This window comes from Frisingicoccus caecimuris, from assembly GCF_004340975.1.
Lineage (GTDB): Bacteria > Bacillota > Clostridia > Lachnospirales > Lachnospiraceae > Frisingicoccus > Frisingicoccus caecimuris.
In genome coordinates, this window is sequence record NZ_SLXA01000001.1 from 296498 (window position 1) to 319277 (window position 22780).

The window sequence follows — 22780 nt, forward strand, 5'->3', positions numbered from 1 at the left end:
CAACCAGGATTGTTAAAGTACTTTTTGTAAGTCCTTAAATATTCTGTCTTCAGGCCACTTTTATATAGCGATGCTGCTGCTGATGCAGCAATGATATCACGGCCTCAAGTACCTGTCGGCACACCTCAACACTGTGCCTGCAGTCAATATCCTGTCCATCGGCTGTCATTTTAATATATTCTACATGACAGTTCTTAATAAAATTGCAAATATCATCTACTGAAGACATGGACATTCGAATCAAAGGCTGATTCTCAATGTTCTTCTGGCCGACATAATGACGCATGGCATGCTTGAGAACCTCTTCATAGCTCACATGATCTTTCAGATTCCCCTTAAATTTCTTATTATGAGGTAATGTAAAGTAATCCGCGATATAATGGGTAATCACCCCCAGGTCCTTACATCTGGACATAGAAAGACCATCTTCTCCGCTGTACTCTTCAATCACTTTACGCAATTTTTTCTCTAAAATGTCAAAAGTGGTATCCATTTGATGTTTTTTCGTCAAAAACGACGGAACCAGATCCGGCAAAAGGCTGCCAAACTGAAACATATAAGTATGAGCCATCAATGTTTCATCTTTAAATTCATTCAGCATATGATTTGCAAGTGAAATATGTGATTTCTTACGCATAATGCCTCCTCTTGACAAAATGTAATTTCTAAACCATTCCTATTGTACAATGATTTTTTATGAATGACAAGTGGAAATCTTGGATTTCCTGTTATTTCTTGACAATCACCTCTATATAAGATAGAATCTTTCATTATAATACTAAATTACAGGAGATGATTTTATTTGGATCCCACGAGTGTGGCGCAACTAATCACGCTGATTATTCTCGTACTTTTATCAGCATTTTTCTCTTCCGCAGAAACAGCCTTTACGACTGTAAACAAGATTCGTATCCGAACCTTCGAGGAGGAGGGCCGTCCAAAGGCCGCCCTGATTCGGAAAATTATTGAAGAACCACAAAAAATGCTCAGTGCCATTCTGATTGGTAACAACATTGTTAATCTGTCCGCATCTTCGCTGATGACCACGATGGTCACCCGTATTATGATGAACCTGGGGCTTGTCTCAAAAACAGCAACAGCCATCGGTGTGTCGACCGGTATACTGACTCTTGTCATCCTGGTATTTGGTGAGATCACCCCAAAATCTATAGCGACCCATTCAGCCGAACGCATCTGTTTCATTTATATTAAACCGATCTACTGGCTGACAGTTGTTTTTACACCATTGATTTTTATTGTTAATAAAATTTCCTTTGGTCTTATGAAACTTCTCGGTATGCGTTATACCGGAAAAGAACGGGTTATGACAGAAAATGAACTTCTCACCATTATTGATGTGAGCCATGAAGAAGGTGTTCTTGAAAGCGAAGAAAAAGAAATGATCAATAACGTGGTTGATTTTGGCGATTCTCTCGCGAAGGATGTTATGGTCCCGCGAATCGATATGGTTTCCATTCCTGTGGAGGCATCTTACGATGAACTGCGCAGCGTCTTTAAAAAAGATATGTACAGCCGCCTTCCTGTATATGAAGAAACGAAGGATAACGTGATCGGCATTGTCACTCTGAAAGACTTTTTCAACTACGAAGGCACAAAGGATGCTTTTAAACTTTCAGACTTGCTCCGTGAGCCATATTTTACTTATGAATACCAGAAAACATCGGATTTATTGATCCAGATGCGTGAAAATTCGATCAACATCAGCATTGTTCTGGATGAATACGGCGCTACGGCCGGTATCATTACTTTGGAAGACCTTCTGGAAGAAATCGTCGGTGAAATCCGCGATGAATATGACGATGATGAAGTCGATCCGATACAAAAGCTGAACACCAGCGAATATCTGGTGGATGGCTCCACCCGTCTGGATGATATCAATGAAACTTTTGGCTGTCATATTGAATCCGACGACTACGATTCCATCGCCGGACATATGATCAACGTGCTTGAACATATCCCAACCGAGGGTGAAGAAATTACTGAAGATTATATCCGATTTGTCATCGAAAAAATGGATAAAAACCGAATAGATACGATTCATGTTTACCTTACCGAACCGGAAGAAAACATGGAACCGGAACATAAATAACAACAATATGCACTGACTGATAAACGGTGGCTAAATTCTAAAAGCCACCGTTTATCGTTTTTTTGTGTCACATCTGAACTCTGATTTTCTCCAATTCATCCCCCGTTATCCCGACTGCTTCCATGATAATTTCATCAGATACCGAACCTATTCCCAAAAGTTTTTTTACAATTGTCCGTATGGTCTCTTCACGGCCCGTTTGAATTCCAGTTTGAATTCCAGCTTCAACTCCACGTTCCCACACATATTCTGATAAATTGCACATCAGATCGACCTCCTTACCTAAACCATCATTCATGGGTATCTCATATTCGTCCTGAAGGATCTGCTTTTTTGTTCTTACATCCAGGGTAGCTGAGAGAAGCGTATTCATCATATTAAAAAAAGCATTCTTTACTCTACTCTTCTCATTCAGGCATATCATGACAATGCACATCTTGTCATAATCTTCGGAAATATCCGGTATTTTCCCAATAACATCGGTCTTATGTATCTCGTATATCGAAAGAGCATTGCCAATATATTTCGGTGCGCCCATGCATATCCAAATAGAATAGACCTTTTTAATATCTCCATAATCCGGTTCCCTGAACTCCACACCGTTCTGGGCTGAGACCATTCGGGCCCCATAGTAGATCCCTCTGGAAATGATTGGATACCCCGGATAAAAATCTTTCTGTGATTCTATATTGATGATAAGCTTTATTCTCTCATTTTCTCCCGGCACATAAGCCTCAAAACGGATATCATAGGTAACGGAACCTTCATTTTGAACCTTATCTTCGGTATTTATCCCTATAATCTTATCTTTTGTATTTGTCCGTCCCGGGTCCACATATATCGTACTGATTTCCGGCTCCTGCTCAATACATTTATAAATATCATCCACTGACATATGCGAAAACTCTGATTTCGCTAAGAGCCAGGCTCCATAGAAATATTTACATTAAGGAACGATAAAGTTCAGCGATTTCAGCAACGCTCGTCTCTCTTGGGTTACCTGGTCTGCAGGCATCATCAAAAGCAGACTGGGCCAGGAAATCCACATCTTCCGGTTTTACGATTTCTTTTAAATTCGCCGGAATACCCACATCCTTAGAAAGCTTTCTTACGGCGTCAACAGCAGCTTTACGATACTCTTCCTGAGTCATATTTTCTGTCCCCTCAGCACCCATAGCCTGTGCAATGTATTTGTATTTATCACCGGTAGCCGGAGCATTATATTCCATAACTGTCGGAAGGATAATGGCATTGGCTACTCCATGCGGCGTATCATAAAGTGCTCCCAGAGGATGGGCCATAGAATGGACGATACCGAGACCCACGTTAGAAAAGCCCATCCCGGCAATGTACTGTCCAAGTGCCATGCCTTCCCGTCCATCCGGTGTATTATCCACAGCACCGCGCAGAGATCTGGCGATCACTTCAATGGCTTTCAGATGGAACATATCCGAAAGTTCCCATGCGCCGGCTGTAATATAACCTTCAATTGCATGTGTCAGTGCATCCATACCTGTTGCTGCGGTCAATCCCTTTGGCATGGAAGACATCATATCCGGGTCAACGACTGCAACCACCGGAATATCATGAACATCTACACATACCATTTTACGATGTTTTTCTTCATCTGTAATAACATAATTGATCGTTACCTCAGCGGCTGTACCTGCTGTTGTCGGAACGGCAATAATCGGGACGGCCTTATTCTTTGTCTCAGCAACACCTTCCAGGCTGACCACATCGCCAAATTCCGGATTTGTAATGATAATACCGATGGCTTTTGCCGTATCCATGGAAGAACCGCCGCCAATCGCAACGATACAGTCTGCACCGGAAGCTTTAAAAGCCTCAACGCCTGTTTTTACGTTGGCAACAGAAGGATTTGCCTTAATTTCAGAATAAATTTCATAGTCAATCCCTGCATTTTCAAGAATGTCTGTCACTTTTTTTGTCACATTAAACTTGATCAGATCCGGGTCGGAACATACAAACGCTTTCTTAAATCCCCGCCCCTTAATTTCATCCGGAATACTCTGAATAGCTCCTGCTCCGTGATAAGATGTCTCGTTAAGTACAAATCTGTTTACCATTTTAAACTACCTCCATGATATAATTTTGCATCCTATACATTTGTTAAAATTATAACACTCCGATTTTTTTTCGTCAAGCACTGGCTATAAAAAACATTCCCCGCTGAAACCGTTTAAGGCAAGATTTCCAGGGGGAATGTTTTTGGTTAATTATTTAAAATATTCAACACCAGACTCGAAGATATGCTGATTCTGGTTGCCTGTGATATTCATGGCCACATGATCGCCGATACGTTCGGAGTGAGCCATCTTACCCAGAACGCGTCCATCCGGACTGGTAATACCTTCGATCGCATAATAGGAACCATTTGGATTGAAGTCCTCGTCCATGGTTGGATTACCATTAACATCCACATACTGAGTGGCTACGCATCCGGTCTCAAAGAGTTTCTTAATCCATGCTTCACTGGCAACGAAACGGCCTTCACCGTGGGAAGCCGGAATGGCAAATACATCTCCCGGTGTCACCTTCTGAAGCCATGGAGACTTATTGGTGACAACCTTTGTATAAACCATCTTTGAAATATGACGGCCGATATGGTTCGTCGTCAATGTCGGTGAATCCTCCTTCTGCGGTGTGATCTCACCGTAAGGTACGAGACCGAGCTTAATGAGGGCCTGGAAACCATTACAGATTCCGAGAGCCAGACCGTCTCTCTGATTCAGAAGCTGATTTACCGCCTCTTTGATACGTTCGTTTCGGAATACAGACGCGATAAATTTCGCTGAACCATCCGGTTCGTCACCGGCGCTAAAGCCGCCTGGGAACATCAAAATCTGAGCTTCATTAATTGATTTTACATATTCTTCGACGGAATCCCGAATCATACCTTCGTTCAGATTGCGGAATACGGTCATCTTTACATCGGCTCCGGCCTTTTCAAAGGCTTTCATCGTATCATATTCGCAGTTTGTACCCGGGAATACAGGAATAAATACCTTTGGTCTTGCCACTTTATGTTTACAGATATAAATATCTTTTGTTTCATACAGACCGGTATCAATGGTCTTTTCCTCCACACCGGATTTTGTAGGGAATACAGACTCCAGAGGTTTTGTCCAGGCAGCAACAGCCTCATCCATCGTCACCTTCATATCTTTATAGACAAATTCCGGAGCTTCTGTTACGGTACCGCATACCATGTAATCCCCTGTAAGTTTTTCCATATCTTCCGACGCCACTTCGGCAATAATATCTCCATAATATGGTTTAAAGAGCTCTGCAGCATCCAGACGGTCCTCCAGAATAACGCCGAGTTTATTACCAAAGGCCATTTTGCTGACAGCTTCTGCCAGACCGCCAAATCCGATGGTGTAAGTTGCTTTCAGAACACCGTCATTGACCATTTTGGTAATCTTTCCATATATATCCATAACCTGTTCATAAACCGGCAGGTCATATTCATCTTTTTCAATCTTAAATACAACCAGCTTATCACCAGGATTTTTCAGCTCAGAAGTTACGATATCCTGCTGTTTTGCCACATCCACTGCGAAGGAAACCAGTGTCGGAGGCACATTCAGTTCATTAAAGGAACCGGACATGGAATCCTTACCGCCGATGGCCGGAAGTCCAAAACCAATCTGGGCTTCATAAGCGCCGAGAAGTGCGGATAATGGTTCGCCCCATCCCTTCGGGTCTTCTGTCATTCTGCGGAAATATTCCTGGAATGTGAAATGGATCTTTGTCAGATCACCGCCAGCCGCAACAATTTTTGCCACCGAATGCACAACCGCATAAACAGCGCCATGATATGGACTCCATGCAGACAGATATGGATCAAAGCCGTAACTCATCATCGTTACCGTATCTGTCTTTCCTTTCAGAACAGGCAGTTTGGCGATCATGGACTGAGCCGGTGTCAACTGATATTTCCCGCCGTAAGGCATATATACGGAAGATGCTCCGATGGAACTGTCAAACATTTCCACCAGACCTTTCTGAGAACATACATTCAAATCGGACAGATTTGAAAGCCAGGCCTGTTTCATATCGGAAACATCTTTTTCCTTTCTGAAATAATTCTCTTCCGGGTTTGGAACAGAAACATAGGCGTCATTTTCCTGATGAGCGCCGTTTGTGTCCAGAAATGCTCTGGAAATATCAACGATGACCTTGTCTCTCCAGTACATGACAAGACGTGGTTCCTCTGTAACCTCAGCCACACAGGTAGCTTCCAGGTTCTCTTCCGCCGCATATTTCATAAAGGTTTCCATATCCTTCGGGTCGATAACAACTGCCATACGTTCCTGAGATTCGGAAATTGCCAGTTCGGTTCCGTCCAGACCTGCGTATTTTTTAGGTACTTTATCCAGCTGGATATGAAGACCGACAGCTAATTCGCCGATAGCTACCGATACTCCGCCGGCGCCAAAGTCATTACATTTTTTAATGAGACGGCTGACTTCCGGATTACGGAAAAGACGCTGTAATTTACGTTCGGTCGGTGCATTGCCCTTCTGTACCTCAGCACCGCAGGTATCGATCGACTCTACCGTATGCGCTTTGGAAGAACCGGTCGCACCGCCGCAGCCGTCACGTCCGGTACGTCCGCCCAGAAGAATGATAATATCTCCCGGATCCGATGTGGCACGGGTAACATTACTTCTCGGAGCTGCTGCCATGACCGCACCAATCTCCATACGTTTTGCCGCGTAATTCGGATGATAAATCTCATTAACAAGGCCGGTAGCCAGACCAATCTGGTTGCCATAGGAACTATAGCCGTGGGCCGCCTCTGTAACAAGCTTTCTCTGAGGCAGTTTACCCTTCATCGTATCCTTTACAGACACTCTCGGATCACTGGCTCCCGTAACACGCATCGCCTGATACACATATGTACGGCCGGACAATGGGTCACGAATAGCGCCGCCAAGACAGGTCGCCGCACCACCAAAAGGCTCTATTTCCGTCGGATGATTATGTGTTTCATTCTTAAAGTTGATCAGCCATTCTTCCGTCTCGCCGTCGATTTCCACCGGCACAATGATACTGCAGGCATTGATCTCGTCCGTATCTTCCTGATCTGTCAGCTTGCCGTCTTTTTTCAGTTTACGCATAGCCATCAGAGCCACATCCATCAGGCATACGAATTTATCTTTACGTCCGGCAAATACCTCTGCCCGATGATTCATATACATATCATAAGTATCTTTCATCGGTTTCTTGTAATAACCATCCTCAAAATCAATATTTTTAAGCTCTGTCTGGAAAGTCGTATGACGGCAGTGGTCAGACCAGTAGGTGTCAAGCACACGGATTTCCGTTACTGTCGGATTCCGTTTTTCCTCAGATGCATAATATTCCTGAATAAATTTAAAATCATTAAATGTCATCGCAAGACCAAGCGAATCATAGAGACTCCGAAGTTCTGCTTCCGGCATGGTCATAAAGTTATCAAATACTGCCACATCGGCCGGTTCTTCAAACTTTGTGATCAACGTCTCCGGTTTTGCTTCCCCTGTTCCTCTTGAGTCTACCGGATTGATACAGAAGGCCTTAATACGTTCCATCTCATCCTCTGTCACAGAACCTTTTAATAAATAGGTCGTTGCGGAACGAATGACCGGTTCTTCTGTTTCATTTAAAAGTTTTACACACTGCTCCGCCGAATCCGCTCTCTGGTCAAACTGACCCGGAAGGTATTCTACAGAGAAAACACGTTCATCCTCTGTCTTGGGAAGCTCTTCCTCATATAATACATCTACCGGCGGCTCCGAAAAGACAATGGCCTTCGCACTTTCATAAGTTTTATCTGTAATATTTTCAATGTCATAACGAATCAGCACCCGGACACCAGTAACAGACTGGATATTCAGGTAACTGTGGATATCATCCAGCAAATCCTTGGCAGCTACGGCATATTCCGGTTTCTTTTCAACATATATACGTTTTACCTGGGTCATTCATTTACCTCCATCTTTTATCACTTCGTTTTGTACAGTATACCATGCCGCCCCCCATAATTAAAGTTAATATATTTAATTTTTTTTATTAGCTTCTCTAATCAGGCCCGCTTTCACACTATCTGGTATTATTATTTTTTTTCAAACTGGCCGTTTTCACAGGGTCAGTTTTCCTGTATAATACGTGAAAAAATATAATTTAGAGACACCAAGGAGTGAACATTATGGAAAAATCTATTACAAAAACAAAATCTCTGGTCTTTGCTGCACTGTTTGCCGCACTGGCCTGCGTTGCTACGATGAGTCTTCATATTCCGACACCCGGCACCAGCGGATATATTCATCCGGGTGATGCGATTGTTGTTCTGTCCGGTATCCTTCTCGGACCGATTTACGGCGGTCTGGCTGCCGGTCTCGGTTCTGCACTGGCAGACCTGCTGGCCGGATACATGGTTTATGTGCCGATCACATTCTTTGTCAAAGCCGTCATCGCTGTCGTATGTTATTTTGTTTATCATAAACTACTCGGCAAAGTCAATCACATCGTTATAAAAGGTATTATTACCGGATGCTTTTCCACAGTGATCGTGGCTGCCGGATACTGCTTCTTTGAATACTATATGTATGGCAGCGGTGCTTTTGCCAGTGTTCCCGCCAACCTCATCCAGGGACTTTCCGGCCTGATCATTTCCACCATCCTGCTGCCGCTGCTCAAACAGGTACCGGATTTTAAATCTGTCATCTAAAAATGAATTATTACGTACATCAGGAAATCCCTGTCTTTCGAAAGCATTTTAAGCTTTTATAAGGCAGGGATTTTTCTCTATAATTTTACATTTACTATTTTCTCTATATATGTTATTATTTAAATATATTAATATAACTTCTGTATTTTATTAAAGTCATTAATAATTGAGGTAGTCTATGGACATTAACTATGAATTATATAAAGTATTTTATTACGTTGCCAAAACATTAAGCTTCTCTGAAGCATCAAAAAAGCTTTTTATCTCCCAGTCAGCCGTCAGCCAGTCCATCAAAGCTCTGGAAAAGAAGCTGGATCAGACCCTTTTCATTCGAAGCACAAAACGGGTCAAAATGACACCGGAGGGAGAGATTCTTTTTAAACACATTGAACCGGCCATCAACCTGATCATCCGAGGCGAAAATCAGATCATGGATGCGAAAGCATTAAACGGCGGACAACTGCGTATCGGCGCCAGTGACACCATCTGCCGTTACTATCTTGTACCTTATCTGAAAGAATTTCACGAACATTTTCCAAACGTACATATTAAAGTGACAAATGCCACTTCCGCCCGCTGTGTGGATTTACTGGAAAATGAACTGGTAGACCTGATCGTGACCAATTCTCCCAATCCGCGGATGAATGCCATTCACAATGTTCGCAAGGTCCGGGAATTCCATGATGTATTTATCGCCAATGATAATTTCAGTCATTTAAAAAACAAACGGCTGGAACTGGCAGAACTGCTCAGCTATCCAATTCTCATGCTGGATAAAGTGAGCCTGACCAGTGAATTTCTGCACAGTCTTTTCCAACAACATCAGCTGGATCTGGTACCTGAAATTGAATTAAGCAGCAATGATCTGCTCATCGACCTGGCCCGCATCGGCCTCGGTATTGCCTTTATTCCAGATTTTTGTCTGCCCGAAAAGGAATCGGATTTATTTATTATACGCACCCGTGAGATACTCCCATCCCGCCAGATTGTCGTTGGATATAATAATAAGGTGCCTCTCTCTGAAGCTGCCCAGTATTTTATTGATATTCTGGTCTGACTGAGATATTCCGCAAAAAAAAGATGGTTCCGCAGCGTCCTTCGCCTTGCGGAATCATCTTTTTAATTATTCACCGTCAAATAATTCATCAAATTCTTCGCTGTCTAACAATTCATCAAAAGCATCGGATACCATTTCCCATTCTTCATCGGTTTCGATATCTTCCAACTGAACATCTTCTGCATTTTCAGCAGCGATAAACCGGTAAATATAAACTTCGTCTTCGTCCACGCCCTGATCCTCAAAAGGAAGTAAGGCAATGTAATTTTTCTCGCCTACTGGAAATACGGCAATCACCGCACATTCGATTTCAGCGCCATCATCAAAGTTTAATGTCATCGTATCGTCGTCTTCTGGAATAAATGTTCCCATTCTTCTACCTCAACTTTCTTTTCGCGTATTTTTACTCACTCTCACTCTACCAGATTCTTCCCTAAAAAGCAAGAAATTCTCCAACAAAAGGCGACATTTCCGAAGCTTTACCGTATCGCTCCCGGGTAAAATATACCCGAAGATCATTTTTCGCCCGGGTCATAGCTACATAAAACATCCGCCGTTCCTCTTCTTTATCTGATTCTGTCGCTGCCTTTTTATGGGGCATCAATCCATCATTGGCATCCGGTATATAGACTACGTCGTATTCCAGTCCCTTCGCCCCGTGCATCGTCAGGAGCCGTACTCCCTCTGCCGCTTCAAACCGCTGTCTGGACCGTATCTTCAATGTCTCCGAATATTGTTCAATGGCTTTAAACCATTCCTCCCAGGTTTTGTAGGCATGGCTCTTATCCATCAATTCATCCAATACCTCCAGCAGATCATCACCTTTAATCCCCCGCCCCATGGCATATTCCTTCAAATACTCATCATACCCAATGGAATGACGTATATACTGAATGGCCGGATAAGGTCCCATGGATGCCAGCATATATAAATCATACTCTAACTGCTCAATCCGCTCCATCATCCACTCCCGGTTTTCCAGATAATCTTTTACATTAGACAGATTTACCGGGTCCTCATCCAGATAGGAGCGGGAAATATACCGGTTTGGACGATTGATGATACGCAGATAATCTGCTCTGGAATTGTTCCCGAAAGCAATATTCATATAGGCGAAAATGTCCTTCGCAATCCAGTGTTCATATATATTCGGCACCGAATCCTTCATGACAAAAGGTACATTGTAGACCATGAACTGTTCCACCAGACCGCTCATCTGGATATTGGTCCGGAAAATCACTGCAATCTGCTCCCAGGCTATTCCCTGCTGCTCATGCATATCCACGATTTCCCGTATCATTTTCAAGTACTGGTCCGTCGGTTTCTTAAAGGCCTTTACGAAAACTTCTCTGCCCTTTTCTCTGGACGCCGTCATATGCTTGGCATAGCGATGCTCATTGTGGCGAATCAGCCCTTCCGCCCGGGCCACAATGGAACCTGTGGAACGATAGTTTCGATTCAGCACAGTCATTTCCGCTCCCGGATAATCCTTTGTAAATCCGAGAAGTATCTCCGGCCTGGCGCCGCGGAATCGATAAATCGACTGATCATCGTCGCCCACTACAAAAAGATTATTCTCCGGTCTGGCAAGCATCCGGATAATCTCATACTGAATTCGATTGATATCCTGAAATTCATCAATCAATATGTAGGTATATTTTTTCTGCCAGGCCAGCAGTATGTCCGGCCGCTCCTTAAAAAGCTGCCAGGTCTGAACAAGCATATCGTCATAATCCAAACGGCGCATTCTTCGGAGTTTTTGTTCGTAACCTGCATAAATATCTTCAAACACATCCTTGGAACAATTGGCCGAATAAAAATGCTCCAAAGGCATCATATCTCCCTTAACCCGGCTGATCTCCCCGGCAATATTCATCAGAAAATCTTTCTCATCGTCCATCTCCACATCAATCTGATGCACGATATCCCGAAGAATTCCATATTTTTCATCTTCAGATAAAATATTGTCTACCCGGTAATTATAGGCATATTTTAAAATTGTAAAAAAGACGGCATGAAAAGTTCCAAAGCTTACCGGCAGATGGCGACCGTCCATCAACCGGTCAAACCGGCTCCGCATTTCTCCCGCCGCTGCCCGGGTGAAAGTCACTACAAGAATATTACCCGGAGCCACACCGGCTTTTTCTATGAGCCACTGCGTTCTCCGGGTAATCACAAGCGTTTTTCCCGAACCGGGACCGGCCAGTACAAGCATCGGTCCCCGGTCATGTTCAATTGCTTTTTTCTGGGCGCTGTCTACTTGCATGCTTCCAGTTTTTCAATGGCGCTGCGGATTCTTGCCAGAGATTCCTCTTTGCCGATGACTTCCATAATTTCGGTCGCTCCGGCCGGTGTCATCTGCTTGCCGGAAACTGCGGTACGGATCGGCCACATCACATATCCGTTTTTATAGCCTTTTTCCTTCACGAATTCTACGAGACAGCCGTAAAGGGCGTCATTGCTGTAATCTTCCTGAGCTTCCAGAACCGGAAGAACCTCTTTTAAAACTGCGAGAGATGTTTCCGCATTTGTCTTCATCTTCTTATGGGTGTACATCGCCACATCATATTCCGGAACAGCTTCAAAGAAATCAATCAATGCCGGGATATCCGGGAAGATTTCAATACGTGTCTTTACCATCTCCCCAATCTTTCTGTAATCCACATCTCTGTGAACGGTTTCCTTAATAAATGGCAGAGCCTTCTCATAAAAAGCATCAAAGTCCATCGCTTTGATATATTCGCCGTTCATCCATTTTAATTTGGTCATATCAAATACCGCCGGAGATTTACTCATATGATGATAATCAAATGCCTGCACCAACTCTTCCAGACTGTAGATCTCCCGGTTTTCTTCCGGGCTCCATCCAAGAAGGGCCACATAGTTGACAACAGCTTCGGTCAAAAAGCCCTGGTCCAGCAAATCTTCAAAAGAAGAATGACCGCTGCGCTTACTCAGCTTTTTATGCTCCTCATCCGTAATCAGCGGACAATGAACATACGTCGGAACTTCCCACCCAAAAGCTTCATAGAGACGGTTATATTTCGGGGAGGAAGATAAGTATTCATTTCCACGGACCACATGGGTAATGCCCATCAGATGGTCATCGACGACATTGGCAAAGTTATAGGTTGGATATCCATCGGATTTAATGAGGACCATATCGTCCAACTCCGAGTTATCTACGCTGATATCTCCATAAATATCATCATGGAAAGTGGTGATTCCTTCCGTCGGGTTATTCTGACGGATAACATATGGAATACCCGATGCCAGTTTTTCCTCAACCTCTTCTTTGGAAAGATGGAGACAATGTTTATCATAAATCATGATCTCCTTACCGGCCACTTCCTGTTTCAGGTTTTCCAGACGTTCTTTGTCACAGAAACAATAATAGGCTTCACCCTTATCGATTAATTTTTTCGCATACTCCATATAAATTCCGGCCGCCTGACGTTCACTTTGAACATATGGACCGCAGCCGCCATCTTTATCCGGTCCCTCATCATGAATCAATCCTGTTTTTTCAAGGGTACGGTTAATAATATCCACGGCACCTTCCACAAAACGTTCCTGGTCTGTGTCTTCGATTCTCAAAAGGAAATCGCCGCCTTCATGTTTGGCGATCAGATAGGCATATAATGCTGTTCTTAAATTTCCTACGTGCATCCGTCCCGTCGGACTCGGTGCAAATCGTGTTCTGACTTTCTTATCCATCTTCAATCGACTCCTCATTTCTGCATATTCAAAACATTCACCCCGTATCATACCACATTCGGACACAGGGTGAAAGCATTTATTTTTCATTTTCTATTTTATCACATGTTTTATTCTCGGTACAACCTGATTTGACACAATTCCGATCAACATTCCGGTCACTGTTCCCGCAACGAGCAGGGGCGGCAGATAGGAAATCAGGTGAATGTTTTCCACCACCGCCATCGCCACAGCCAATTGACCGATATTATGAAGAATACCTCCGGCCACACTCACTCCAACCATGGAAAAGTTCGGTATTTTTTTCAACAGCATCATACCACAAAAACTTAAAATGCCGCCTGCCAGACTGTAGAGCATCGCTGCCAGACTGCCGAAGGTCACCGAAACAAGCAGGATACGAATCATCGATACGGCAAAGGCCATCGGCGCCCCCATTGTATAGAGAGCCACAACAACAACCAGATTGGCCAGTCCCAGTTTCATCCCCGGAACCCCTAAACTTATCGGTATGAGAACTTCCACATAACTCAATATCATCGCCAGGGCTGTAAACATCCCGGCCATCGCAACTTTTTTAGACATAATTCATCCTTTACGCACCCTTATTCTTCACTTTTTATGCATCCACGTCTCTCGGTTCTTCCCCTTCGGTAATCTCAAGAACTACTTTGTGAGGCAGGCAGACAATCGTTTCATTCACTTTGGCAATTGGCGCATGTTCGACGCAATACTGATCCGGACAATCCGCCTCCATCATGGAAACAACGCCGTCTTTAATCCGGAACCGGTTATGCCAGCCGTCAATTTCCAATGATATCTCCTGGTCTTTTGCCAGGTCATAGGTCTCATATATTTCGCCTCTGACCGTCACTGTCAGCGTTCCGCCGGACTTTTTACCGCCCAGATTCATAAAGATCAGACCCGCCCCAGCCAAAATAAGGACCGCACAGATCAACAGGATATCTCCTTTTTTCATAACTGCCCCTACTTCTTTTCAATCTGATTCATCATGACAAAGGTATCTTCCGAATCCACATAATTAATAGTTACTCTGTCTTCCGGTTTCAGCACCGCCAACACGTCATTCAGCTGTATAGAAGCCACAAAGACTTTGTCCGACCCGGAAATCTGAACATAAAAGTAAGTATTTCCGTCTTTGACCGCTGAATCCACCTGAACAACAGATCCTGTAATCTCTGATAAGTCGCCGGTATCGATCATCTGCCCCGACGATAAAAGCTTCACATAAACGGAATAGGCTTCATTCAGCGTATCACCAATGGCAACCTGCTGATACTTTTCTACATTGACAAAAGCAAACTTTTTAACCAGGCCTGCATTATCCTTTAAAGAAACAAGATAGGTCGGCTGACTTCCTATATTCAGAAGCACCGGGAAGGTTGCATTATAAGCAAGATTCTGAACCTGACCTTCCGCCGATTCCATAGCCGAATATTCGGTAGCGCCGGATACAATATAGTAATGAGCTTCCTTTGTCCGCATATTAACAAGAACAAGACCAATATTAGATTCATCATTACCTACCGATGTCAGGCCGGTATAAAGCCACACATCATCATCCAACGCCAGATAATTATAGCCGCCGGAAGTCATGCAGACATCTTTCTGACCAATTAAAGTATTAATATAACCATTCTTATATTGTCCCCAGTAATTAATCTGCTCCACGATAATATCCGCCGAATAAGCTCTGTCCACCCATTCCGGACAGTCCTTGATATCATAATACGTCGAATCGCCATTGCATGCGTCCACGATGACGATACCAACGACATCCCGTCCTCCGAACAGACCAATCGTGTAATTGATCACCGGACAAATCCAGTAAGGTTTTCCCTCATCATCCACTTCAAAGGAATAGTCTTCAAAAATCTTCGTCGGATATTTAAACCGCAAATGTCTGTCCAGGTCTCTGAAAAAATATTCCCCCGGCGAATACTTGATTCCCTGCTCTAACTGAACAAGGTCCACATCCTGGGTTGCCATATTTACCGAAATATAGCCAGGAATACCCTCTGACCGGTTATTAAACCACTTAATGATATTCCCATACCTTAAAGGCGCCACCCGGGTCGGCACATCCTTAAAATTAATCTGAGTATAAGAATAACTGTATTCATCCACCTCAAACTGGGAAATGAGATTGACCAGCTCTCCGATTTTCCGGTTTCCCAGACGGACTGCAGAATCTCTGTCAACAATCGGAACATCATTCATGGAAACCTGAGTGATATCCTCAGAAAACTCCCTGTTTTCAACAGGCATCAATTTCTGATAGGCACCTGCATGGAAAAACTGATGGGATGCAACCTGTCCAATGCCCAGAACCGCTAATGACAGAATAACGACGATCAGGCCGGCTTTGGCATTATTTTTTAAAAATTTAAAATCCACGGTCCGGCTCCGCAGATCTGCAATCGAAAAAGTTCCGATCAGAGATGCTATTATATAGATCACAGCAACCTCAATCAGCCAACTATAAAAAGCCGGTGAGCGAAGATTCAACGCCGGAAGAGTAAAATAGAAAGATACAAGCGCAAAAACCAGTGTAATCCCCACCGTACGCACAATTTTTTTCATATAATTCCTCCATTAAAAAATCATTCATCAATTACTGAATTTACTGCACACGGGAATACTCCGTATCCACCGCTGGTCATCACAAACGTATGGGTCTCAACATTGCCGCTCTTTGTCGTAAATGCAACCGTTACTTCATAACCATTATCCGTTTCTTCAATCTCCATAAATTCCATTGAGCCAAGATGCCCCTCAGCACTATACAGTACATAGCAATCCGTATCCACATCAAACTCAATACCGCCAACCGTCGCCGGAATCTCAGGAATCCCACTGTTTCCCGCAAACATGGCTTCAGCATATTCGGCCATGACTTCTTTCGGCACCATATAGCCACTGCCATCGTCTGACAGACTGATATCCGGATGAATCCAGTTGCTGCCATTAATAGCCGCATAAATACTGTTCCAGAAAAACTCGCTGTCCGCACCATCATAAACCCTGCCGCCGCTCATCGTTTTACAGATTCCCAGAAGAATCGGACGCATGGTGTCCACTTCGTCAGGTACGGAAATCGTCACTTCGGTCTTTGTCTCCTCAAAAGGCGGTTTTGTCTCATCAACTTCCTTCGAAGCTCCTGTTGTACTTTCATTCTGTTCTTTTGTCTGAGTCTCATTAATTACAATATTTCCACTTGTTTCATTTCCGGTTTCTTTTTTTCCACATGCTGCCAGAGATGCCATGAGCAGGCCCATTACGGCGGCTGTACTTATCATTTTTACGAATTTTTTCATGGTATTTACCTCCCATTCTTATTTGAATTTATATATTATACACTATTTTTGCTCAGATTAAAAGACCAGGCAGCATCATCTGCCAATTCATTCATGGAAACATGTCCCTCTCATAGAATATTAAAATCTGCCAAGGCTAACTAAAAAGTACAAAGGAGATATTGAATATGGAAAAAAATTTGTTGATACCTTATAAACAGCTTTTTCTCTTTGTCCTTGGCGGCAGCTTGTATTATATGATTGAAATTCTTTATCGGGGGTATTCTCACTGGACCATGTTCATGGCCGGAGGTATCATTTTTCTCTTTGCCGGATACCAGAGTCACTCCCATTCTTCCGATTATCCATTCTGGAAAGAGACGCTCCATGTCTGGCTTTTCGCCCTGTGTATTGAATTCTCCACCGGCTGTCTTGTAAATCTCCGGCTCGGATGGAATGTCTGGGACTATTCAAACCTGCCTTTTAATCTCTTTGGCCAGGTCTGTCTTCCTTTTGCCCTTATGTTCCTCCCTCTCTGTGCTGCGGCTATCATCCTGGACAATTATATCTGCTATTGGTTATTTCAAGATAAAAAACCAAAATACAAAATTTTTTAAATTTTTCCAAAAAAACACTTGCAATTTTTTTACCCCTATGGTATCATTCATATTGTTGTTGAGCAACACCAAAATTGAAACGCAGTTGTGGCGGAATTGGCATACGCGCTAGACTAAGGATCTAGTCCGGGATAACTGGGTACGGGTTCAAGTCCCGTCAACTGCACTGAGAGAACGAGGCGACGATAAGTTGTTCTCGTTCTTTTTGTTTTAAAATCTTTTAATTTTTTACTCCTCACCGTCTAATATATTCTCATCAAAAGCATCACACAAATATCCTCTTTTCATTGACATTTTCTTCAAATCGCGATATGATTATTTCAAGAGAATCGAACATGTGTTTGTTTATATAAAATGAATGGAGGAAGGTATCATGTCAAAACATCTTACATCTCAAAGATATATATATAAATTACACTCTTCCCGCCTTCGCAGAGCAAAATGGAATCTACATTTAACGATACATCAGGCACGGGAGAACAAAGAACTCATCACATTAAGTGACAGTCAATTGCTGCGCTTCATTGATGATCTGAACGGAGTTACGAAACCTGAACTTCGTATCTCTGACATAAAAGCCCGGATAAACATGTTAAAATCCGAAAAAAACCTGTCCATCTCAAGACCACGCATAAAAAAGCTTTATGAAAAACTGGATGAATATCAGTTCCAGAAGGACTATGTCTGTGTGGTCATTGATTCGATAAAGGATTACAGAAAAATGTATAAAGACGGCTTTCAGATAAATGGCGTCACATACCGTCGTCTTTTGGGAACCACCGGCGGTGTGAAGACTAACACGATTATTTTTGTCAATGAGACGCTGCTGCCGGAATTAAACCGTAGAATCGACAATGGCCGGGATCTATCCAAAGCCTTCACGCCAGCCAAGCTGGAGGCTTATCGTTCACTTGTCTGCAGTTCATCCATACCGGTTTCCATGCCCCGGGGCATCGTGGTCGTCCATGACTGTATCACCCGCTTTCAATCCGATATTATCGAGCTGGACGATACACGTGGGGAACAGCCAAGCATGAAATACATTAAAGATAAAGATATTGAATTAAATGACAGCGACGGCTACGGTCTGGCCATGCCGGAACTAATGCGGCGATGGGGCGAAGATATCGGCGCTGATTATCTTCTCCCTGGCTGTGTCCTTCGGAATTCTTTCTGTAAAGGCGCCGTATTTCCTGTAGATTTTCAAAAATTTGCCAGAGACCACCAGATAGACCAGATTCGCGATGTATGGAATAATGTCTATAAAATTCAGGACATTGAACTGGTGCTGACCGAATCCATGCTCAAACTCTGGGATTCCTATGTTTCAATGGAAGATTATCTGGAAAACTGTAAAGAAAATCATTACACCTTTGCCATCACCAAAGCATCGGAAAAGGAGCTTGAGAATCTCCGAACGATGAACTACCAGTTTTTACAATCCTACGATTTTACCGATGAAGAGATTGATGAATTGATCGCCCCCACCGTAGATGAAATCACAGATATTTTATCTGAAGACTACCGGAAGACAATCCTGTATGCCAAAGGTACCGGACTGAATGATAAAAATGTCCGCCGACTGGATGCTTCCTTTGCCACTGCCCTGATGATCGAACCCAGGATGCTCAAAGACGCCTATGTCCGCGATCAGGTGTCGGCGATGCTCCGTAAGCGGATTGACGCGGCAAAGGTGGGGGTTTTAAATGTTCCCGCCAACTACTCTTTGGTCTCCGGCGATCCCTATTCGCTGTGTCAATCCATGTTCGGCCTGAAAGTCACCGGCTTATTAAAATCCGGCCAGGTCTATTCCAGATATTGGAATGACCGGGGTGTAGACAAGATTGTCAGTTTCCGTGCGCCGATGACCTCCCACAATAACATTCGTGTCCTCGAGGTTGTCCGCTCCGATGAAATGGATACATTCTATCAATATATGACCACACCGACGATTTTTAACAGTTGGGATACTTGTGCCGACGCCATGAACGGTATGGATAAAGACGGCGACTGTGTTATTAATACGTCCTTTCCGCTCCTTGTAAAGCGCACCCGCCCGCTTCCTGCCGTTGTCTGTGTCCAGCGCAAAGCGCCAAAATGTATACCGACAGAAGATGACCTCATGATCTCCAATATAAACAGTTTCGGCAATGCAGTTGGAGAAGTAACCAACAGAATTACCTCTATGTTTGAGGTTCAGGCCCGGTTTCCAAAGGATTCCAGAGAATACCGCATTTTAGACTACCGAATCAAATGCGGCCAGCTTTATCAGCAAAACAGCATCGATAAAACAAAGGGAATTGAAGCAAAACCCATGCCCGAAGCATGGTTCCGCCCTGTCTGCCATCCCACCGGCAAGGAGGTCTGGTCCGACGAGAAGCTCATCGCCGACAAGAAGCCTTATTTTATGCAATATATTTATCCGGCAGAAAAGGCTCAGATGAAAAATTACATCAAAAAGAACGAAGAAAAATGTATCATGCGTTTTCGGATGACACTGGATGAACTCATAGCAAAACCCGATCTTACCCCGGAGGAGGAAAGTTTTCTTTGCTACTACTATGAAAAAATGCCTATGGGAACCGCTCCATGTACCATGAACAAAATCTGCTGGAAGATTGAAAATTTATTTAAGGATGTCAAATCATCTAAAACAGAAAATTTTGATTATTCCATACTAAAAAGCAATGTCACCTATTCCACTCAGTTGTTTTGCAAAATCAAAAAAATCTATGAGCGTTACCAGCGTGAAACAGCCAGTTTCATGCAGTATGCGAAAAGTGAACGTCTGAAATCCGATGAGCGGCAGATGCAAAGGTATATATTTAGAGAAGAATTTAAACGCCAGTGCCTCAGCGAGTGTCCCAACGAAGACTACCTGTGTGACATTGTTCTGGATTTGTGCTATTCCAAATCCAAAGCCAGCAAACAATTTGCCTGGGATATCTGCGGTGATATATTTATCCGCAATCTCCTGAAACGCAACCACTATCAGATCTCCTATCCTGAAGCAGACGCATCCGGAGATATCCTGTTTAATGGTCAGCGTTTTAAAATGAAAACCATCACACTGGACATGAATAAAGAAAGAAGCGAGGAAGAAAATGACACTATTATTAAACGAAGTGAAGGAAGCCAAAAGGCTTCTTGAAACCAGGGATATCGGCAGTAAACCTACTGCCGCCCTTTTCCTTTTAGCCAAATATTACCGTCAGTGAGAAAACCTGAACAAGAACGAGACGATCGGAAAGCTGAATGACTTTATGGCCTCCTGTGATAAACATTATCATCCGGCACTTTGGGAAGATACGATTGAGAATATTGCCAAAAAGGCGGACAAGTATCCGCTCCGTGAAATCGAATCCATCGGCCTGACGATAAAAGAACTGGACCAGATCAAAACGCTGAATCATCTGAAATATGAGAAGCTTGTCTTTGTCATGCTCTGCCATGCCAAGCTTCATAACACACTTTTTCCTGACAACCACGGATGGGTCAACGCCACAATCCCGGAAATCTATCGGACCGCCCGGGTAACAGTCAAATACCGAAAAGATAAATTTCTATATTTAAATGATATCGAAGCCACAGGTCTGATTTCCTTTTCCACCAGAAATGATAACCTGAATCTGCGGGTCAACTTTATTGATATGGAAGGTACGCCGGTTTTTGAAATCAGTGATTTCAGGGAACTGGGCTACGAGTATCTAAACTACTATAAAAAAGGAAAATTTGCCCGATGTACCGAATGTCAAAAACTTTATGTGCGCAAAACTAACAATCAAAAGTACTGCGAGCTTTGTGCCCGGTCTAAAAAGATGGCTTCTGACCGGGCGCGAATGGAAAAGCTTCGAAAAAAATCGAATTCTGAAATCACCGAAAGCCCTTGATTTTTCAAGGGCTTTCGGCATATCTCCCGTTTTTCTTATTGTGTAGAGAAATAACAAAACAAACATGAGGAGGTAACACAATGCTTAAAGAACTCGGCAAATATAAAGATAACCTCAGTTCGATTCTTCTTGGCGATGAATACATCCTACGCTTTCTTTTAAAAGAAACTTCCGGCAAATCGGATGAAGCTATCGCCATTGAGGCCAAAAAATATATTCAGCCCCATCTCTACATGGAGCCGGCAGAGGCCGAACCGGCCTGTTATATTTTTTTGGAAACTGCCGTCACAAAGACGACGTCCACAATGAAAACAATGAAAATTGTTATCCAGCCTGTCTGTCACAAAGATATTCTTACCGTTCAGAACAGCTCCGCCGGCTATTACGGCACACGATACGATTTATTAGCTGAACGAATTGAAGAACTTCTTTATCCGTCAGATAAGGCCCTTTCAAGACAGCGTCAAAAGGAATTCGGCATCGGTCTTCCTGAGCTTCAGAGTGTGGAAACCTTCACAGGCGGCTTATGGATTGGACGGACAATGACTTATCTCGTTCCCGATTTCAGGCAGGTGAGATGATGAAACTGGATTATTCTGACTTAATCTCACCCTTTTCCTTTTATGTGGAACGCATTGGTCATGTCAAGACCCCGACCCTCAGAGACATCTGGAATCCCCGAACCACCTGGCAGGGCTATCAGATGTATCTGGGGCTTCTTTTAATGACGCCTCAGGCCTGCGGACAGGAGAACAACATTTCCATGTTTGACCTCATCCGTTCTGACATCCGGCTTCAGACATCCTATGCCGCAATGTTTGACTTCTTTCTGGAGGAAAATATTCTCTGGGACGAAAACAATCGATTATTCTTTACCTATAAAGAAAAGGATAAAGATAATCAGATTATCCCTGTCGGCATGATCTGTGCTGAAAATTTTTCCGAGCTCTGTGACATCATTTTACAGAAATGCGGTATTGCGCGCAAGGACTATGATGTGGACGCGTCTAAAATCAAAAACAAACGGGCTCTGGAAATACTCACCAAAATCCGTCAGGGAAGACAGCAGGCTTCCGGGAAATCCAAACATGATAAAGATATGGACCTGCCCAATCTGGTCACCGCGGTGGCCGTCAAAAGCAACTCTATTAACTTTACGAATATATGGGATCTGACCATATATCAATTCTATGAGCAGTTTAAAAAAGAACAGGTGGGCATCTATTTTGACATTCAGAAAATGTCCGTCGCTGCTTATGGAAACACCAAAAATACCTTCAAAGGAAATGAATGGTATAAAAACGAAAATTAACCCATAAAGGAGGAAATT

Annotated in this window: 19 protein-coding genes and 1 tRNA gene; 9 read left to right on the plus strand and 11 right to left on the minus strand. The window is 43.4% G+C overall.

Annotated features, from left to right (window positions below; genetic code table 11):
* Nucleotides 1-49 precede the first annotated feature (49 nt).
* Nucleotides 50-637 (minus strand): zinc dependent phospholipase C family protein, encoded by a 588-nt coding sequence (locus EV212_RS01510; protein ID WP_132087802.1) that lies wholly within the window; start codon nucleotides 635-637, stop codon nucleotides 50-52.
* A 165-nt stretch (nucleotides 638-802) separates the two neighbouring features.
* On the opposite strand from EV212_RS01510, the gene EV212_RS01515 reads away from it, so the two are divergent.
* Nucleotides 803-2110 (plus strand): hemolysin family protein, encoded by a 1308-nt coding sequence (locus EV212_RS01515; protein ID WP_132087805.1) that lies wholly within the window; start codon nucleotides 803-805, stop codon nucleotides 2108-2110.
* Nucleotides 2111-2177: 67 nt separating this feature from the next.
* Here EV212_RS01515 and EV212_RS01520 read toward each other — a convergent pair whose 3' ends face one another.
* The 3 genes from EV212_RS01520 to EV212_RS01530 all read right to left on the minus strand — a co-directional run bounded on the left by EV212_RS01520 (nucleotide 2178) and on the right by EV212_RS01530 (nucleotide 8106).
* Nucleotides 2178-3005, minus strand: coding sequence for an RpnC/YadD family protein (locus tag EV212_RS01520; protein WP_132087808.1), 828 nt, complete (start codon nucleotides 3003-3005; stop codon nucleotides 2178-2180).
* A gap of 46 nt (nucleotides 3006-3051) precedes the next feature.
* Nucleotides 3052-4200 (minus strand): lactaldehyde reductase, encoded by a 1149-nt coding sequence (gene fucO, locus EV212_RS01525; RefSeq protein WP_132087811.1) that lies wholly within the window; start codon nucleotides 4198-4200, stop codon nucleotides 3052-3054.
* Between the two features lie 150 nt (nucleotides 4201-4350).
* The gene (locus EV212_RS01530) at nucleotides 4351-8106 is read right to left on the minus strand and encodes a phosphoribosylformylglycinamidine synthase (protein ID WP_132087814.1); all 3756 of its coding nucleotides are present in this window, start codon (nucleotides 8104-8106) and stop codon (nucleotides 4351-4353) included.
* Between the two features lie 224 nt (nucleotides 8107-8330).
* Between EV212_RS01530 and EV212_RS01535 the strand changes: the two genes are divergently transcribed.
* Together EV212_RS01535 and EV212_RS01540 are read left to right on the plus strand one after the other, a co-directional pair.
* Nucleotides 8331-8852 carry an ECF transporter S component gene (locus tag EV212_RS01535; protein WP_132087817.1) on the plus strand — a complete coding sequence of 174 codons (522 nt, stop codon included), beginning with the start codon at nucleotides 8331-8333 and terminating at the stop codon, nucleotides 8850-8852.
* A gap of 178 nt (nucleotides 8853-9030) precedes the next feature.
* Nucleotides 9031-9909, plus strand: coding sequence for a LysR family transcriptional regulator (locus EV212_RS01540; protein ID WP_132087820.1), 879 nt, complete (start codon nucleotides 9031-9033; stop codon nucleotides 9907-9909).
* A 66-nt stretch (nucleotides 9910-9975) separates the two neighbouring features.
* Here the strand turns inward: EV212_RS01540 and EV212_RS01545 are convergent, their stop codons facing one another.
* From EV212_RS01545 to EV212_RS01575, 7 genes are all read right to left on the minus strand, one after another.
* Entirely contained in the window at nucleotides 9976-10281 is a 306-nt protein-coding gene (locus EV212_RS01545; RefSeq protein ID WP_132087823.1) for a DUF1292 domain-containing protein, read from the minus strand.
* Nucleotides 10282-10342: 61 nt separating this feature from the next.
* Nucleotides 10343-12175 carry an ATP-dependent helicase gene (locus tag EV212_RS01550; protein ID WP_132087826.1) on the minus strand — a complete coding sequence of 611 codons (1833 nt, stop codon included), beginning with the start codon at nucleotides 12173-12175 and terminating at the stop codon, nucleotides 10343-10345.
* Nucleotides 12166-13626 (minus strand): glutamate--tRNA ligase, encoded by a 1461-nt coding sequence (gene gltX, locus EV212_RS01555; RefSeq protein ID WP_132087829.1) that lies wholly within the window; start codon nucleotides 13624-13626, stop codon nucleotides 12166-12168. Before gltX ends, EV212_RS01550 begins: the two co-directional genes overlap by 10 nt.
* A 93-nt stretch (nucleotides 13627-13719) precedes the next feature.
* Nucleotides 13720-14211: a Gx transporter family protein gene (locus tag EV212_RS01560; protein WP_132087832.1), complete on the minus strand. Its 492-nt coding sequence runs from the start codon at nucleotides 14209-14211 to the stop codon at nucleotides 13720-13722.
* Nucleotides 14212-14245: 34 nt separating this feature from the next.
* Entirely contained in the window at nucleotides 14246-14605 is a 360-nt protein-coding gene (locus EV212_RS01565; protein WP_132087835.1) for a NusG domain II-containing protein, read from the minus strand.
* Between the two features lie 8 nt (nucleotides 14606-14613).
* On the minus strand, nucleotides 14614-16230 hold the full coding sequence (locus EV212_RS01570) for a CvpA family protein (RefSeq protein ID WP_132087838.1): 1617 nt from the start codon (nucleotides 16228-16230) through the stop codon (nucleotides 14614-14616).
* Between the two features lie 20 nt (nucleotides 16231-16250).
* Nucleotides 16251-16964, minus strand: a complete 714-nt coding sequence (locus EV212_RS01575; RefSeq protein ID WP_132087841.1) for a hypothetical protein — start codon at nucleotides 16962-16964, stop codon at nucleotides 16251-16253.
* Nucleotides 16965-17131: 167 nt separating this feature from the next.
* Here EV212_RS01575 and EV212_RS01580 point away from each other — a divergent pair, with 167 nt between their 5' ends.
* From EV212_RS01580 to EV212_RS01605, 6 genes are all read left to right on the plus strand, one after another.
* The gene (locus tag EV212_RS01580) at nucleotides 17132-17560 is read left to right on the plus strand and encodes a putative ABC transporter permease (RefSeq protein WP_132087844.1); all 429 of its coding nucleotides are present in this window, start codon (nucleotides 17132-17134) and stop codon (nucleotides 17558-17560) included.
* Between the two features lie 81 nt (nucleotides 17561-17641).
* Nucleotides 17642-17726: transfer RNA gene (locus tag EV212_RS01585), tRNA-Leu, on the plus strand.
* A gap of 207 nt (nucleotides 17727-17933) precedes the next feature.
* The gene (locus EV212_RS01590; protein ID WP_207669039.1) at nucleotides 17934-20711 is read left to right on the plus strand and encodes a hypothetical protein; all 2778 of its coding nucleotides are present in this window, start codon (nucleotides 17934-17936) and stop codon (nucleotides 20709-20711) included.
* A 112-nt stretch (nucleotides 20712-20823) separates the two neighbouring features.
* Nucleotides 20824-21450, plus strand: coding sequence for a hypothetical protein (locus EV212_RS01595; RefSeq protein WP_132087847.1), 627 nt, complete (start codon nucleotides 20824-20826; stop codon nucleotides 21448-21450).
* 80 nt (nucleotides 21451-21530) lie between these two features.
* On the plus strand, nucleotides 21531-22031 hold the full coding sequence (locus EV212_RS01600; RefSeq protein ID WP_132087850.1) for a hypothetical protein: 501 nt from the start codon (nucleotides 21531-21533) through the stop codon (nucleotides 22029-22031).
* Nucleotides 21977-22762, plus strand: a complete 786-nt coding sequence (locus EV212_RS01605; protein WP_132087853.1) for a hypothetical protein — start codon at nucleotides 21977-21979, stop codon at nucleotides 22760-22762. The genes EV212_RS01600 and EV212_RS01605 overlap by 55 nt, the downstream gene beginning before the upstream one ends.
* The last annotated feature ends 18 nt before the right edge of the window (nucleotides 22763-22780 follow it).